Raw genomic sequence first — 15,952 nt, 5'->3', positions numbered from 1 at the left:
GATAAATCAGTGCTTCCTCAAATACGCCAACCGTCCCTGTTGCCCAACATTCCTTCACCAGCGAAAAAAAACGGGCCGCTGGCGAATTCGCCTGCGGCCCGGTGGCACGTTACTTTTGCAAAAAAGTTACACAGCGCTCACCCCACCGCAGGACTGGCTAAAACCATAATAGAAGAAACCGTAAAAGAATACGGATTCTACTGCTGTGGTGAAACGCCAAGAGCGCGGGGAGAGAGAGTTGTGCATAATTTTCCTGTTTGGTTAATTTCCTGAATCGACATTAGTAAAAAAACAGGGGAGATGTCAATAGCTTTTTTAGGAAAATACGTTGTCCAATACAGCACTCCAAAAATGTCCGTATCGCTGCATGGCATTGCCTGTTCACGCTCTCGCTGTCTCTTACAAACGTGGTTACACGGGCATTACCCGTGCGTGCCCTCGGCACCATGCTCTGGGCCGGGGGCGGCTGTCTCCTCCGCGCCTGCCGGGTCAATGTGCACCAGGGCGTCATGCACAACAATGCCAATGGCCTGTTCTGCCGCAGGGGTATAGAACATATCTTCCAGGCGGTGGGCCAGCTCGTTCCCTTCACGCACGGTAAGGTCGCCGTTCACTGCCGCATGCATGTCAATGCTCAGGGCGGAACCAAGGTAACGGGTACGCAAGTTATGTACCTCCTGTATGCCTTCCACCGTTAGGGCATAAGCCACAATGCGATCACACGTGTGTGCGTCGGCCCCTTTGTCCAGTAACGTTTCCACGGCAGGCTTGCAAATGTCCCAGGCGGCTTTCACAATAAACCCAGACACCAGAAGGGCTGCCACAAGGTCAACCACAGCAAAGGAAGGCAGCCACATGGCCACGGCAACGGCAACGGCTGTGGGAATGGAGGAAATGGCGTCGGAACGGTGGTGCCAGGCATTGGCAACCACCGCCGGGGAACGTATGGCCCGGCCCTTTTTCAGCGTCCAGTGGTACAGCCACTCTTTGCTGAGTATGGAAAACAGCGCAGCCCCAAGGGCAGCCAAACTACCCACCGCCCCGCTTGCCCGTGGTTCACCCATGCGCATAAGGGCGTCGTACCCAATGCCAAGGCCCGCAGCCGCAAGCACCACCCCAATAATAAAAGTTACAAGCGACTCAAGACGCTGGTGCCCATAAGGGTGGGCTTCATCCGCCGGGGCAACCCAAAAACGCACCCCCACCAGCACGGCAAAATCGGTAATGAGGTCGGAAAGGCTGTGTACACCATCTGCCACAACGGCGCGGCTGTTGCCCAAAAACCCGGTAACAATCTTCAGCACAGAAATAACGACGTTTACCCAGAAACCAACCCACGTAATGTAGGAAACTTCCCGGATTTGTCGCAGGCTCTCTTCATAAGCGGCATGTTCTTGGCGCATGCTTTTCCCTTTGGAAATACTGATTTCTTCTGTTTGACAACACGATCATTATCCACGCGAAATGCGTGGAAAAACACGGGCAGTGAGCTGGCACGATGCCTAGGCCTGTTTGCCCTATGGGCACAAATCAAAACACTAAAGCGTTTTCTAGCGGTAGGCCACCCCAGCCATCATAGACCCGATCTGTGCTACTTTCACGGCATCAGTCACCGGGAAGCAATCCACAAACTTGCCCCGATACATCACAGCAATACGGTCTGCCAGTTGCAGGGCCTCATTCACATCCCCCGTCACCAGCAAAATTCCCGCATGCTGGCGCGCCTCCAAAAGCCGCGCCCACACATCTTCCGTAGCAGCAATATCCAGCCCCTGTGTGGGATTTTCCGCAATAATCACGGCTGGCTGGCGCAGTAGTTCCCGGCCAATAACCAGCTTTTGCAAATTCCCCCCGGAAAGGGACCGCCCGGAAGCCTGGGGGTTGCCGGGGCGCACATCGTACTGGGAAATAATTTGCAATGTCGCGGCAAGTCCGGCAGAACGTTGCAGCAGCATGCCTTCCGTAAAAATTTCCCGGCTGGTAAGCAGCAGGTTATCCACCAGGGAAAGGTCTGGGCAGGTGGCCATACCTTGCCTATCTTCCGGAATATAGGCAAGCCCGTTCACCTTGGGCGGAGTGGGGAAAAACTCCTTCCAACTTTTACCCAGCAGGCGCACGTTGCCCTGGCGCGGGGCGCACAGCCCGGCCAGCACTTCCACCAGTTCCTTTTGTCCGTTGCCCGCCACCCCGGCAATGGCCAGCACTTCACTTTTGCGCAAGGAAAAGGAAAGAGGCTGCAAGCCCTTCACTTCCAGGTTTTCCACCACCACCACTTCTTCCCCTGGGGCAAGAGCCGGGCGGTGCATTTCCGTGTTCATGCTGCGGCCTATCATGCGCGAAGCAAGGGTGGTTTTGTCCGGCACGCTTTCGCGGTCAAACTCTTCCACCACCTCCCCACGGCGCAAAATAGCAATTTCATCCGCTATTTCCATTACTTCTTGCAGTTTATGGCTGATGAACACAATGGATTTTTCCAGGGCTGCCATGCGCTGGAAGGCATAGAACAGTTGCTCCGTTTCCTTGGGGGTAAGCACCGCGGTGGGTTCGTCAAAAATCAGCACCGAACTTTCCCGGCGCAGCAGCTTTAAAATTTCCACCCGCTGCCGCTCCCCCATGGAAAGATCTTCCACCCGTGCAGCAGGGTCAATTTCAATGCCATAGGTGCGGGCCAGCGTGGCAATGGAGGCATACATTTTTGCCGGGTGCAACAAAAAGCCGTCTTCCTGCCCCAACATCACGTTTTCCGCCACGGTCATGGAATCCACCAGCTTAAAATGCTGGTACACCATGCCAATGCCCGCGTTGTGGGCATGACGAGGGGAAGTGAAGCGCACAGGCGTGCCCAGCACCCGAATGGTGCCGGCATCGGGCTGCAAGCTACCTGCCAGCATGGACATAAGGGTGCTTTTGCCTGCCCCGTTTTCCCCCAACAGGGCCTTGATGCGGCCGGGGTAAAAGTTCAGGGAAATATTGTTGTTGGCCTTTACCGGGCCAAACGACTTGCAAATGCCTTCAAGACTCACCAAGGGCTGCGTTGTATGCATATTAGGCTCCTGGCTCCAGGTTTACCCCAAGGGCCTTGGGCGCTGCCCTGCCCTTGCCCCTGGCAGAAGACAGCAGCAACACAAGCAGGGTAAGCAAATACGGGAACATATCCAGCAGCCATGTAGGAATTTGCAGCACCCCGGCAGATTGCAGGCGCAACTGGAAGGCGCTGACCCCGCAGAACAGATAAGCCCCCAGCACAGCCCGCCCAGGCCGCCAAAAGGAGAAAATAACCAGGGCTATGGCTATCCAGCCGCGCCCGGCGCTGATGCTGTGGGTCCATTCATGGCTGGAAGCAAGGGAAAGGTAGCCCCCGCCGCAACCAATAAGGAAGCCCCCTACCACAATGCCCACCCAGCGCCACGCCAGGGGGGAAAGGCCCGCCGCAGCCACGGCCTGGGGGTTTTCCCCTGTGGCGCAAAGGGCTAATCCCCAGCGGGTGCGGGTAAGCACAAACCAGGCCGCAGGGGCCAGCAGAAAGGAAATGTACACCAGCACATCATGGGTAAACAGCACAGGCCCCAGTACGGGCAGGGAAGAAAGCCACGGCAAGGCAATGGGGTTGAACCCTTTGGTGACAGTGCCAATGTAGGGCGCGCCCAAAAAGTCTGCCAGCCCCAGGCCCAAAATGGTCAGGGCCAAGCCGGAAACCACCTGGTTGCCCTGAAACACAAGGCACACCACCCCGTGCAGGCTGCCCATAAAGGCCGCAGCAATGCCCGCAGCCAGTAGGCCAAGCCACGGGTTGCCCGTTAGGTGCAGGCCGAAAAATCCTGCAAAGGCCGCCACAATCATCATGCCTTCCACCCCCAGGTTCAGCACCCCGGAGCGTTCCGTAATAATGGCACCAAGGGTGGCATACAACAACGGGGTGCCCTGCTCAATGGCAGAAAACAGCACCTTTAAAAACAGCGCAAAGGTCATGCCCCTGCTCCTTTCTGGCCCGCAGCGGCAGGCTGGGCCTGCACACGCCGCAGGGCGTAATTGTCAAAAAACTGGGCCGCCAGCACCGTAAGCAAAATGCAGCCTTCCATCATGCCAGCAAACGCAGCAGGAACGCCCAGTTCAAGCTGTAAATTTTCCACACCCACCCGCAGGCCAGCCAGCAAAAAGGCGAACAGGGCAATGCGCCCCACCCGCAGGCGGGCAAGCCAGGCCACCACAATGGCGGTGTAGCCATACCCCACGCTGATATTCATGCTCAGGCGGTGCAGCACAGCGGAAGTTTCAATACCCCCGGCAAGGCCAGCCAGCGCCCCGCACACCACAAAAACGAACAGCACCAGCCGGGCATAAGGCATGCCTGCATACCGCGCAGCCGTGGCGTTTTCCCCGCCAACGGTCACTTCAAACCCCAGGCGGGTGCGCTTCAAAAAAAACACCAGCCCCAGGCCGCACACAAGGCAGGCCAACAGCCCATAGTGGATGCGCCCCAGAAACGTGCCAATAACAGCAGGGTCCGGGAATACCATGGTGTGGGGGAAGCCTGCACCGTCCGGGTCTTTCCAGGGGCCATACACAAGGCGCTGCAAAATAACCAGGGCGATGTAGTTCAGCATAAGGGAAGAAATGATTTCGTTCATGTGGGCATACAGGCGCAGCAAGGCAGGCAGGCTGGCCCACAGGCCCCCTGCCACCATGGCCCCAATGCCCATGGCAGGCAGCATGGCCCACATGGGGGCATCAGGGAAGGTAAGCACCACCCATGTAGCCCCGGCAGCGCCCATCACATACTGCCCTTCTACCCCAATGTTCCACACCTGCATACGAAAGCACACCGCCACGCCAGCGGCGCACAAGAAAATGGGGATGGCTTTCAAGAAGGTATCTTCCAGGCTGTAGCCGTGGCCAAAGCCCCCCTCAAGCAGCAGCAAAATGCCCCCCAGCCCCGGTTTGCCCTGCAAAAACAACAGGAACCCGCTGATAGCCAAGGAAATGCCAAACGCCATGATGAAAAGAAGAAAGGAGCCCCAGCCCAGGGGCTCCGTTCTTCTTGTAACTTTCCAGGTTCGCAAAGGAGCCTCGCAAAAATGGTAATTAAGAATATGATTGTTTTTACTTGGGGGACGCTGTCCCCCAAGCCCCCTGCAAGGGGCGTGACGCCCCTTGACCCCCATTTGCGTTAAGCTTTTCGCCCCGCGAAAAACTTAACCCGTATGTGGGACTCCAAGGGCATCATGTCCTTCAACCGACGGCAGTCGCGAGTGTTGCGAGCCGTGGAGTGAGGGCGGAGGGTGCAGGGCAGCTTTGCTGCCCTGCACATCTCCACGACGCCCAAGCGAAGAAAAGAGGGGTTTGGGGAGGCAGAGCCTCCCCAATGAGTACTTCTTTATTTTGGTGAGCCAACAACACCCTGCACAAACCAGTTCATTTCCAGCAGTTCTTTGTCGGTGGGCAGTGCGCCGTCCTGAATGCGCACGGCACCGCTTTGGTCCAGCACCGGGCCTTTAAACACCACGAGCTTGCCGTCAATAATATCCTGGCGGCGGGCACGGGCTTCTTCCTGCACTGCTTTGGGCACCATGGGGCCAAAGCCGGAAATATCCACTATGCCTGATTCCATGCCGGGCCAGAAAGAGCCGGACTTCCACTGGCCTTTGCGTACTTTTTCCACCATATCTTTATAGAAGGGGGTCCAGTTCCAAATAGCAGCCACAAGGTGCGCATTGGGAGCAACTTTAGTCATATCGGTGTTATACCCAATGGAGTACACGCCTTTTTCCTGCGCAGCCACTTGTGGGCCGGGAGAATCCTGGTGCTGGGTAATCACGTCTGCACCAACATCCAGCAGGCTTTTAGCCCCTTCTTTTTCCACCAGTGGGTCGTACCATGTTTTGCTCCACACCACGCGCACTTCAGCCTTAGGGTTTACGGAACGCACACCCAAGGTAAAAGCGTTGATGCCGCGAATCACTTCCGGAATGGGGAAGGCCGCAACATAACCAATAATATTGCTTTTGGTCATGCGACCAGCCACCACACCCGTAAGGAAACGGGCCTGATACATGCGGCCAAAATAGTTGCTGACGTTTTCCGACATTTTATAGCCGGAACAGTGCAGAAACGTAATGTTGGGGAACTGGGACGCCACGCGCATGGTGGGGTCCATAAACCCGAAGCTGGTAGTAATGATAATGTCGTGGTCTTTACGGGCCATGTTCAAAATAACCCGTTCGGAGTCCGCCCCTTCCTTCACACTTTCCACAAAGGTGGTGGTAATGTTGGGGTCTTTTTCAAGCTCCTTGCGGGCAAGATCATGCTGGTAAGACCAGCCTTCATCCCCAACGGGGGAAACATACACAAACCCTATTTTCAACTTTTCCTTGGGCTTGCCTTCCGCAGCCACTGCCGGGGCACACAGCCCCAAGGTCAGCATAAGGGCCAGTAGTATTGCACGCATGGAATCCTCCTGAATGATAGTGAAATGATATGATTTGTTATGGGAGGCACTGCCTCATCATATACAAGGCACGTGACGCCCCTTTCAGTTACCCTTAAAACATACGGTCTGCAAGCACTTCCCTGCCACGGCAGTCGCAAGCGTAGCGAGCCGTGAAGCGACAAGGTGGGGCGTAGGCGGCCCCGCCCGCCGGAGCATATAACCCGCCGCCGGAGCGGAAAAAAAACGCCGACCCCCCGAAGGAAGGCCGGCAACCGGGCCAAAGTTATTTTTCGCAGCGCGCCACCAACGGCTTGACGTATTGCGCTTCCACATCCCACGGGAACAGTATCCACGTGTCCTGGCTGACTTCTGAAACATAGACATCCACAGAATTCACGCCACCTGGCTTGGCATAAATAGCTGCCAGGGTAGCTTCTGGCAGCAGTTCGCGCACCACAGCCATAGTTTTTCCGGTGTCTACGAGATCGTCCAACACAAGCCAGCCTTTGCCGTCACCTTCTACCGTTTTCAAAATGGTGCAGCCGTCGTTTTGCGACTGCCAGTCGTAGCTCACCAGACACATGGTTTCAATCATGTGAATTTCCAGTTCCCGGGCCACAACAGCAGTGGGCACAAGCCCCCCCCTGGTGACAGCAATAATACCCTTGAATGGCCCCATTTCCACCAAACGCGCAGCCAGCGCTTTTGTATCCCGGTGCAATTGTGCCCAGGAAACAGGATACTGTTGCGTATATCGTTCCGCTCCACTCATGAGCTTCTATCCCTTATTTCTGATTAGATGGCGTTTTGGTAACGCTCGGAATGACTCAGCGTTTCCGCAATTACCGGAAACGCACAGCCTGAACAGCCTCTTCATTCACCTGCACATCACTTTTCAGCAGCAGGCGTTCCATGTACAGTTGCATCATTTCACCCTGTGCGCCCTGCACAAGAGCCTGATACACCATGGACCCCTGCTTTTCCCAGTCTTCCTGGGAAGCAGGAATGACCTCGGCCACACGGGCAATAACAGCGCCGTCAGCCGTTTCAAAGGTGCGGGCAGCCCATGGCCCGGCAGGCAGAGAGTTCAGGGCATCCGCAAGGCCCGGCACAGTACCAAGGGGCATAATAAGGGGCATTGCGCGGGAAAACCTTTGCGATTTTTGCACTTTCCCTTTAAAAGCCGCTGGCACGGTGTTGCCAGTGAAGGAAGCAAGGGCTTCATCCGCAGCGGCCTTGGCAAGCTCAGCCGATTTTTTGGCCACAACTTGTTGGCGCACAGTGTCTTTCACTTCAGCAAGTTCCGGGGTACGTTCTGCTGTGGCAGAAACAACACGTATCAGGGCAACACCACCAGCCACATCCAGCGGCATGGGGGCCATTTCGCCTGCGGCAACGTTTTCCAGCACGGTCATGCCATCTTTATGTAATTCAAGACGCCCTGCCACACTGCTTTTGTTCATAACCCCGGTATTTTCTTTTTTCAGACCAAACTTCTTGAGAATATCATCAAACGTGGCCCCTTCGTTCAGTTCGGCCACCACTTTTTTACGCAGGCTATCCACTTCTGCCCCAGCTCTTTCCAGGGCAAGGTCCTTACGGATGATATCGCGGGCTTCCTGCAAAGTAAGGATTCTGTCAGGATGCTTGTCTTCCAGCTTGATAAGGTGCAGGCCAAACTGGGTACGCACTATGGGGCTTACTTCGCCGGGCTTCAGGGCCAGGGCCGCTGTTTTAAATTCTGGCACCAGGGGGGCATTTTCTTCCAGCCAGCCTAGGTCGCCACCTTGCGGGGCAGAGCCTGGGTCTTGCGAATATTTTATCGCCAGTTCATTAAAAGAAGCGCCAGCCTTCAGTTCTTTCTGGATGCCAAGCATAAGCTCTTCGGCCTTGGCAAAGGCAGCCTCGGCGTCTTTGTCCGCAGAACCAGGGGCCGGAGCGCGCACAAGAATGTGGCGGGGGCGGTATTCAGCCGGAAGGGCAAAACGTTCCTTATTTTTTTCGTAAAAAGCGGTAACGTCTGCATCGTCCACTGTAATTTTGTCGGCCAGGGCAGCAGGGGTAACCAGGGCAAAGTCCAGGTTCATGCGGGCTGGCTCAATAAAGCTGGCCTTATTGGCATCAAAATAAGCCTGCAAGTCTGCGTCGGTTACCGTCACTTTGCCAGCAAAATCTTTGCTGGCAAACAGCACATATTCTGCAACACGCTGCTCAAGCTGGAAGTCGAAAAAGTTTTTTGCTTCTGCTTCTGTGGCGCTTACCCCCATGGTGGCAGCGGCAAGCAGCTTGGAACCCAGCAGGCTTTCTTTATAACCTTTTTCAAACTGGGCAGGGGTCTGGCCAATTTGCTTCAAGGCTTCAGTATAGCGCTTGGGGTCAAACTTTCCCTGGTCATCTTGAAACAGGCTGATGTTGGCAATTACCTGAAGCAGTTCTTGCGGGGTGACAAAAATACCCAGGCGCTGGGCTTCCTGCATTTTAACTTGCTCCAGAATCATCTGGTTCAGTACCTGACGCTTCAACTGCTCCAGGGCTTCTGGGGAACTGCCCATGTCCGGGTTATTGCGTATTTCCTGCTGGTACACCTGGTGGGCTGTTTGGGCAAACTCTTCCAGCGCAATGGAAACCCCATTTATCGTGGCTGCACCGCTGCTAGGACCACCAGAAAAACTGCCTACCCCCAAAAAAATGAAGGAAAGGATGATAATGCCAAAAATTATCTGTGTGAACAGCGACGATGACTTGCCTCTGAAACGATCAAGCATGCACATTCTCCGGTGGTGGAACAACGTTGGTGTGAAAATACCACTCTGCCTGTATGCGTTGTGGCAGAATTAGCAGAAGGCTGCACCATTGAAAACGCTGAAGCTCAGTGTTTCCCATGAAGAATAACTCCGGTGCAGACAAAGTTGGGGCACCCCCCCACAACAGGGAGAATGCGTGAAAAAAGAACTTTACGACAGAAAGCTAGCTGCCGTCAATTGTAACCAGCTCTTTGCCCAGGGAAGGGTGAAATAAAACAAGTAAACGTTAAGAAGCGGCGTTCTCAAAGTTTACTTTTACAAGGAACCCCGTGTGAACGAGGAACCCAAAACACAGTTGGGCAGGCTACACCCCTTCTAACGGGTTTCCAGCTTCCCTGTATTCATTTAATTTATTACGCAATGTACGCACGGAAATACCCAAAAGTTCCGCGGCTTGGGTTCTGTTGCCATTGGTTTCCAGCAGCCCCTTCTGGATCATGATGCGTTCCATTTCATGCAGCGGAATAACCCCGCCAGCCAGAGCGGCCCCAAGCTGTGCTGCCCCTGGCAAGGCTGTTTGCCCCTGGGCTTGCAGGACATCTTCAAAGTTGGCCCCGGCTGCGCCATTTCCTTCCTCTTCATCCTCTTCAAGGTCCTGAAACAGGGGCCACTCGTCTGATTCCAGCAAAAAGTGGGCAGGGGTAATGGTGCCACCACCACACAGCAGCACGGCACGTTCCATCATATTTTGCAATTCACGCACGTTGCCCGGCCATTCATAGGTTGTTACCCAGGTAACGGCTTCCGGCGAAAGGGTAACCGGGGGCAAATTGTATTCGCGCACATACATACCCATAAAAAAGGCGGCAAGGCTCAGGGTGTCTTCCCCGCGTTCTTTCAAAGAAGGCAAGCGCAAGGGAATAACGTTCAGGCGGAAATATAAATCCTGGCGGAACTTGCCATCCTGCACCCAGCCTTCCAGGTTGCGGTTAGTAGTGGCAAGCACGCGCACATCCACCTTCAGGGTTTCAGCGCCGCCCACCCTGTCTATTTCCCCTTCCTGCAATACACGCAACAATTTAGCTTGCAAGCCAAGGTCCATTTCAGAAATTTCGTCCAGCAGCAAGGTGCCGCCAGAAGCCATTTCAAACTTGCCCAACTTGCGGGCAATCGCCCCGGTAAACGCGCCTTTTTCATGGCCGAACAATTCACTTTCCAGCAAGTGTTCTGGCAGGGCGGCGCAGTTTACGGCAATAAACGGCTTGTCTTTTCTGTCGCTATGGGCATGCAGGTAGCGGGAAAACATTTCCTTACCCGTGCCGGATTCACCAGAAATAAGCACCGTGGCTTTGGAATTAGCTACCTGCCGGGCAAGGGCCAACACCCGGCGCATAACAGGGTGGGTGCCTACAATGGTGGGGCCTGCCACTTCCGGCTTTGGGCTGCGCCCCCCAAGGGTGGTACTTGCCGGCACTGGGGCTGTGGGCTGGCTGGTGGGCATAGCAGCGCTGATTTTTTCAAAGGTCAGGGGCTCTACCCAATAATCTTTGGCCCCCAGTTCCAGCATACGTGTGGCTTCATCCGGGGTGGGCCTTTCGGAAAACACAATAACAGAAGGGAATTCAGGGTCTTCTTGCCCAACGGCAAGTAAATCTTCAATGGTATACCCTGGCAGCGTGGGGCGCGAAAGAATAAGGGCTGGCACCCCTTTGCGAATAAACGCCGAGGCCCCTTTAATATTTTCCGCTATACCAACTTCAATGCCCGCCTCTTTCATTTGGGGAAAGATGCGGGTGACTGTATGGGCAGGGGCCAAAAAAAGAATACGCGTTTCTTGCATAGCTGTTATTGTTCACCTCAAAAAAGCGTTTTTCGTGGAAGCGCTCAGCGTTCCCAAAAGCCATAAAATCTGTACTTCCTAAGGAAATACCAAGCCGCTGGTGCTTTCATGTGTTTCTCTATCACAGAACAAGACAAGAACACAAGCCGCGGTTTTCTTGCGTTCCTGCGGCGGAGGTTGTGCGGCGTGCCGCCTGCACCCTTGGTCTTCTGCTATTTTGAGGGCATTGTTGCAGGAGTGTTTTGCTGTGCAAGCACCACATAAATTCTTCCCCCTTTGCCAACAGCAACACACCACAGGCCTTGCTCTTTTACCCATACTCGTCTATTCAGCCTGTTTATCCATAGTAACGCCACCCGCAACCCCCTGAACCACCATGGCACACCCCACCTCCCCCCTCTCTTTTCCCATTGATGCCGTGTTCACGTGGGTAGACGGCAACGACCCCCACTGGCTTGCCCAGCGCAACGCCCTTTTGGGCTCTCCTGCCATGGCCCCTGCCGCAGAAGCACTGGAACAGGCACGCTTCCAAGACAACCAGGAACTGCGCTTTGCCCTGCGCTCCATTGCGGCATATGCCCCCTGGGTACGCAAGGTGCATATTATTACTGCAGGGCAAACCCCCACATGGCTCAATACCAGCGCTGCCAACCTGGTGTTCCATGAGGCTATTTTCCCCTCCCATATTCCCCTGCCCGTTTTCAGCAACAGGCCAATAGAGCTGTGCGCCCACCGCATTCCCGGCCTGGCAGAACACTTTTTGTATTTTAACGATGATTTTATGCTGGGCAGGGCCCTGTGCCCCACAGACTTTTTCACCCCGGCAGGCACCCCGCGCATTTGGGCTGTGCAGCGCGGCAAAAAAACCATGCACCGCCTGTTAGAACGGGCACACGAAAATTCCCACATTACGGCGGTGGCAGCCTCCCATAAATTAGTGCTGGGCAAGTTTGGCAAAACGCTTCCCATCACCATGCGCCATTTTCCTAAAACCATGACGGTTTCCACGGCAGAAGCCGCATGGCAAGCCTACCCGGAAGCTGTGGAGCAAACCCTGCATTCGCGCTTTCGCGCGACAACAGACATCACCATGACCATGCTTTACCCCCTGCACACACTGCTTACCGGGGCAGGCACCATGCGCCCTGTAAACGGCGTGCACCAATTGCTAGACGCCCCAAGGGGTATTGCCCACATTGGTGCCTCCCTTGGGGATGCCAACGTGCAAAAAAAGATGCGGGCCATACGCTGGCTACGGCCCCGCACCTTTTGTTTGAACGACTCCCCAGGGGCGAAACAGCAAGACAAAAACTCCCTGGCCCATTTTTTGTCCACCTATTTTCCCACTGCCTCCCCCTGGGAACACAAGGAAATACGCTAATGCTGGCCTCTTCTTCATTTTTCCGCCAAGCCCCCATGGCTTCAAAGCTGTTCTTCCTCAGCCTGTGTATGCTTTTTTTCCTGCTCCCCTTGCAGGCAGACTGCACAGCAACAGTGCTTATTACCTGCGCTTTTGGCTTATGGGCCATATATAAGGAAGGCATTTCCCCGCGCTTTCTGCTTACCCCGGCAAGCATGGCCTTTGGGGTATTTCTGGTCGTGATTATTGCCAGTTCCCTTTTCAATGCAGACACACTGCGCGCCCTGCCCCGCGTGGGCCTTTGGTTGGCATGCGTCCTTATTGGCTTGTGTGCCAGCCGCATATTCCCCCACCATAAATTCCTGTTTGCCGGTGCGTTGCTTATGGCCCTGGTGTATAGTGCCGTGCTGGGCGCGGGCTATTACCTTGCAGGCGCCCACGACAGCATTATGCAGGGTGACAGGCTGAAACTGTTTGCCGTGCACCCTTCCCGCCTGGCCCTGTATGCTGCCACGGGTTTTTATTTTGCCCTGCACTGGGCCATGACTGCCACAAAAAAAAGCACCATTGCCGGGGCCGGGGCGCTTGCCCTGTTATGTGGCGGGCTTATTGTACTTAGCAACACACGGGCCCTGGTGCTTATGCTGCCCGCAGGCATTGTTGTGCTGCTACTGGCGCTGCCTTCCCAAAAAAAAGGAAAGCTCATGGCGCTGGGGGCCGTGCTGGCGGCAGTGCTGGCCTGCGGCCTGTGGCTTACCAAAGAATCCCCTGCCACCCAACGGCTCATCTCAGCCGTGGTTAACCTGCGTAATGACGAAACCTTTGTTTCACGCCTGCCCATTTGGGAAGCAGGGTGGGCTGCATTCACCAAATCGCCTGTGCTGGGCAACGGCATACACAGCTACAAACGCCTGCATAAGGAATACCGCGAAGAAAACCTTGCCCGCTGGCAAAAAGAATACCCCTCCCATGAAGAAACAGTAAAAGCCGCACACAACCTTGTGCTGGGCAGACTTGTGGAGGCAGGGGCGCTGGGCACGGCGGGTTTTTTGGTGTTTTACCTTTGGGGCACGTGCGCTGCATGGCGCAGAAAAGACATTGCCTGGGTTGCCGCCATGCTGGTGTTTTACCTGGGTATAGGGCTGGTGGATGACCCCCTGTGGCGCATGAACGATTCTTACATACTGCTACTTGCCGCTGCGGCACTGGGCTATGGCGCAAACCACCCCGTAAAGGGGCAATTTCCTCGCCTGCCCAACGGAGCATGAATACGCAGCGCAAGCATTTCCCTGCCACTTGTCAGACAAGAAGCACAGTGCTATAGCAACGGCAGCAAAAACCGTGCGCTTTTTCCCACCCTGCGCAACGCACACCACCATATAAGAGTGCCCTTGGGCAAAGTATTTTTTCGCCATGAACATACTTATTATCACCTCTGCCAGTAACCGTAGCGGCGGGGCCCGCCAGGCGTTATACCTTGCCCAGGGTCTGGCAGAACGCGGGCACGTGGTGACCTTTTTCATTCCGCAAAACTCCCCACTGCCTGAACTTGCCCCCCAGTTTACCGGCTTTGTGCGCCTTGGCAAAAAAAACACCTGGAAGGCCAGCCTGGAAGCCGCCATGCCCAAAGACGGCACCCCCTGTGTGGTACATGCCTTCCATAACGCTGCGGTAAAAAAAGCCGCGTGGTGGGGCCTTTTGTGGTGGAAAAAAGCCGTGGTGGTGGCCCACCGCGGGGTGTTGTTCCGCCCTAAAAACCCGCTCCCTTACTGGAGCCCCGGCATTGCCCGCTTTGTGGTGAATTCGGAAATTTGCGCCAGCGTGCTGCGCGGCATTGGCCTTTCCGCCAAGCGGTTGCGCGTGGTGCCCAATGCCGTGCCCGATGAACGCGTTACCCCCAAGCTCCCCCGCGAAGAAGCCCGCCGCAGCATGGGCATTGGCCCGGATAATTTTTTGTTTGGCTGCATTGCCAACAACAACCCGGTAAAAGGCATTGAGCAGCTTATTACCGCCTTTGCCAAATACGTTGCCATTAAGCCCAAGTTTGCCCAGGCTCGCCTGGCCATTATCGGCATTAACCCCTCCCTGTGGGAACCATTGTGCCGCACCATGAGCGTGCTGGATAAAGTAATGCTCATCCCCCCCACGGAAGATGTGGCCAGCCTGCTTGGCGGCATGGACACCTTTGTGCTGCCTTCCCTTTCAGAATCCATGCCCAACACCCTGCTGGAAGCGGTGCGCATGGGCCTGCCCTGCATTGGCACCAAAGTGGGGGCAGTACCTGATATTATAGACACATGCGGCATTTGCGTGGAAGCGGGCGATGTTGCCTCATTAGGGGCTGCCATGGTGCGCATGTTGCACGACTCGCCCTTGCGCATCCGCTTTAAAGCTGCCGCAGTGGAGCAGGCCAAAAATTACAGCCCTGCCACCCGCCTGCAAACCCTGGAAACCATTTATACCGAAGCATTACACCAACGCGGGCTTGCCTGATGCATGGGGAACGCCACGGGGGGGAAGTGTATGCCCTGGCACGCAAGCTGAAAACAGCACCAGAACACTTGCTGGATTTTAGCAGCAACGTGAATATGTTTGCTGCCCCCCTTACCCAGGAACTGGTGGAGCGCACCCCCTACCCCTTTTTACATTACCCGGATAGCGGGGCCAGCGCCTTGCGCGCCCAGCTTGCCACCTTTGAAGGGGTGGAAGATGACCGCGTCCTGGTGGGCAATGGTTCGGCCGAGCTTATATGGTACCTGCTTTCCCGCCTTGCCCCCAGCCATGTCCTGTTTGTTGGCCCGGCTTTTTCAGAATATATCACGGCCTGTGAGGCCCTGGGCATACGTTACACCATTGTCACCCCCCCGGCCGAACATGGCTTTGCCCCCGGTGCAACGGAACTGGGCACCTTGTGGCGCACGGACGCCGACCTTGTAGTGCTGTGCAGCCCCAACAACCCTGCGGGCACGGTGTATGAAAACATGCCGGAAGTGCTGCAAATGACAGCCGCCCCCAGAGTGCTTATTGACAGCACCTACCGGGAATTTCTGGCCGGGGAGCCTGCCTACGAACAAAACAGCCATGCGGCCTATAAACGCTGCCTGCGCCCTGGTGTTTCCTTGTTCACCCTGCACAGCTTTACCAAGTTTTTCTGCTGCCCAGGCATACGCCTTGGCTACGTTATGGGCGACAGGCCCGCCATTGCCCGGCTGGAAGTAAAGCGCCCTTCCTGGACAGTGAGCCCCTTTGCCCTGATGATGGGGGAAACATTCCTGGCCCGCATGGCAGACTACCGCGCCACCCTGCCCACCCTGCGCGGGGCAGTGGCCCACCTGGGGCGTGAACTGCGCCGCCTTGCCCTGTTCAGCCCGGAAGATGTGTGGGAAGGGGTAAGCTTTGTCACAGCCCGCCTGCGCGAACCTGCAAATACCCAGGCCGTTACCACAGCCCTGCTGCGCCAGCATATGCTGGTGCGCAACTGCGACAGCATTCCCGGCATGCCCAATGGCTATGTGCGAATAGCTGCGCGTGAAGCGGATAGCATGGAAAAACTCATTCAGGCCCTTCTGTATTTACGTTAG

At 55.7% G+C, this 15,952-nt stretch carries 12 protein-coding genes; 4 read left to right on the top strand and 8 right to left on the bottom strand.

All coding sequences use genetic code 11. From position 1 onward, the window contains the following. Positions 1–422: 422 nt before the first annotated feature. The 8 genes from G497_RS18670 to G497_RS0115510 all read right to left on the bottom strand — a co-directional run bounded on the left by G497_RS18670 (position 423) and on the right by G497_RS0115510 (position 11,011). A complete protein-coding gene (locus G497_RS18670) occupies positions 423–1,403 on the bottom strand; it encodes a cation diffusion facilitator family transporter (protein ID WP_084516368.1) in 981 nt (326 codons plus the stop codon). A gap of 147 nt (positions 1,404–1,550) precedes the next feature. Further along, complete coding sequence (locus G497_RS0115540) at positions 1,551–3,044, bottom strand: ABC transporter ATP-binding protein (RefSeq protein WP_034638257.1); 1,494 nt, start codon at positions 3,042–3,044, stop codon at positions 1,551–1,553. Position 3,045: 1 nt separating this feature from the next. After that, positions 3,046–3,969, bottom strand: a complete 924-nt coding sequence (locus G497_RS0115535; RefSeq protein ID WP_027188835.1) for an ABC transporter permease — start codon at positions 3,967–3,969, stop codon at positions 3,046–3,048. After that, positions 3,966–5,060, bottom strand: a complete 1,095-nt coding sequence (locus tag G497_RS0115530) for an ABC transporter permease (RefSeq protein WP_027188834.1) — start codon at positions 5,058–5,060, stop codon at positions 3,966–3,968. The genes G497_RS0115535 and G497_RS0115530 overlap by 4 nt, the downstream gene beginning before the upstream one ends. A gap of 314 nt (positions 5,061–5,374) precedes the next feature. Continuing rightward, positions 5,375–6,445: a BMP family ABC transporter substrate-binding protein gene (locus tag G497_RS0115525; RefSeq protein WP_027188833.1), complete on the bottom strand. Its 1,071-nt coding sequence runs from the start codon at positions 6,443–6,445 to the stop codon at positions 5,375–5,377. Between the two features lie 265 nt (positions 6,446–6,710). Next, positions 6,711–7,199 (bottom strand): xanthine phosphoribosyltransferase, encoded by a 489-nt coding sequence (gene gpt, locus G497_RS0115520; protein WP_027188832.1) that lies wholly within the window; start codon positions 7,197–7,199, stop codon positions 6,711–6,713. A 70-nt stretch (positions 7,200–7,269) separates the two neighbouring features. Further along, on the bottom strand, positions 7,270–9,192 hold the full coding sequence (locus G497_RS0115515; RefSeq protein WP_027188831.1) for a SurA N-terminal domain-containing protein: 1,923 nt from the start codon (positions 9,190–9,192) through the stop codon (positions 7,270–7,272). A gap of 343 nt (positions 9,193–9,535) precedes the next feature. Further along, entirely contained in the window at positions 9,536–11,011 is a 1,476-nt protein-coding gene (locus tag G497_RS0115510) for a sigma-54-dependent transcriptional regulator (RefSeq protein ID WP_027188830.1), read from the bottom strand. Positions 11,012–11,387: 376 nt separating this feature from the next. On the opposite strand from G497_RS0115510, the gene G497_RS0115505 reads away from it, so the two are divergent. The 4 genes from G497_RS0115505 to G497_RS0115490 all read left to right on the top strand — a co-directional run bounded on the left by G497_RS0115505 (position 11,388) and on the right by G497_RS0115490 (position 15,952). After that, positions 11,388–12,392 (top strand): stealth family protein, encoded by a 1,005-nt coding sequence (locus tag G497_RS0115505; RefSeq protein WP_027188829.1) that lies wholly within the window; start codon positions 11,388–11,390, stop codon positions 12,390–12,392. Further along, complete coding sequence (locus G497_RS0115500) at positions 12,392–13,639, top strand: O-antigen ligase family protein (RefSeq protein ID WP_027188828.1); 1,248 nt, start codon at positions 12,392–12,394, stop codon at positions 13,637–13,639. Before G497_RS0115505 ends, G497_RS0115500 begins: the two co-directional genes overlap by 1 nt. Before the next feature lie 145 nt (positions 13,640–13,784). Next, positions 13,785–14,864, top strand: a complete 1,080-nt coding sequence (locus G497_RS0115495; protein ID WP_027188827.1) for a glycosyltransferase family 4 protein — start codon at positions 13,785–13,787, stop codon at positions 14,862–14,864. Then, positions 14,864–15,952, top strand: coding sequence for a pyridoxal phosphate-dependent aminotransferase (locus G497_RS0115490; protein WP_027188826.1), 1,089 nt, complete (start codon positions 14,864–14,866; stop codon positions 15,950–15,952). Before G497_RS0115495 ends, G497_RS0115490 begins: the two co-directional genes overlap by 1 nt.

This window comes from Desulfovibrio cuneatus DSM 11391 (assembly GCF_000430005.1).
Lineage (GTDB): Bacteria > Desulfobacterota > Desulfovibrionia > Desulfovibrionales > Desulfovibrionaceae > Frigididesulfovibrio > Frigididesulfovibrio cuneatus.
Note: the sequence above shows the minus strand (reverse complement) of the source record. Positions and strands in the feature narration are given on the sequence as shown.

Bases quoted from the DNA above. Each gene is read 5' to 3' on its own strand.
- G497_RS0115540 (WP_034638257.1), bottom strand. From the start codon at position 3,044: ATGCATACAACGCAGCCCTTGGTGAGTCTTGAAGGCATTTGCAAGTCG.
- G497_RS0115505 (WP_027188829.1), top strand. From the start codon at position 11,388: ATGGCACACCCCACCTCCCCCCTCTCTTTTCCCATTGATGCCGTGTTC.
- G497_RS18670 (WP_084516368.1), bottom strand. From the start codon at position 1,403: ATGCGCCAAGAACATGCCGCTTATGAAGAGAGCCTGCGACAAATCCGG.
- G497_RS0115495 (WP_027188827.1), top strand. From the start codon at position 13,785: ATGAACATACTTATTATCACCTCTGCCAGTAACCGTAGCGGCGGGGCC.
- G497_RS0115515 (WP_027188831.1), bottom strand. From the start codon at position 9,192: ATGCTTGATCGTTTCAGAGGCAAGTCATCGTCGCTGTTCACACAGATA.
- gpt (WP_027188832.1), bottom strand. From the start codon at position 7,199: ATGAGTGGAGCGGAACGATATACGCAACAGTATCCTGTTTCCTGGGCA.
- G497_RS0115525 (WP_027188833.1), bottom strand. From the start codon at position 6,445: ATGCGTGCAATACTACTGGCCCTTATGCTGACCTTGGGGCTGTGTGCC.
- G497_RS0115500 (WP_027188828.1), top strand. From the start codon at position 12,392: ATGCTGGCCTCTTCTTCATTTTTCCGCCAAGCCCCCATGGCTTCAAAG.
- G497_RS0115535 (WP_027188835.1), bottom strand. From the start codon at position 3,969: ATGACCTTTGCGCTGTTTTTAAAGGTGCTGTTTTCTGCCATTGAGCAG.
- G497_RS0115510 (WP_027188830.1), bottom strand. From the start codon at position 11,011: ATGCAAGAAACGCGTATTCTTTTTTTGGCCCCTGCCCATACAGTCACC.
- G497_RS0115490 (WP_027188826.1), top strand. From the start codon at position 14,864: ATGCATGGGGAACGCCACGGGGGGGAAGTGTATGCCCTGGCACGCAAG.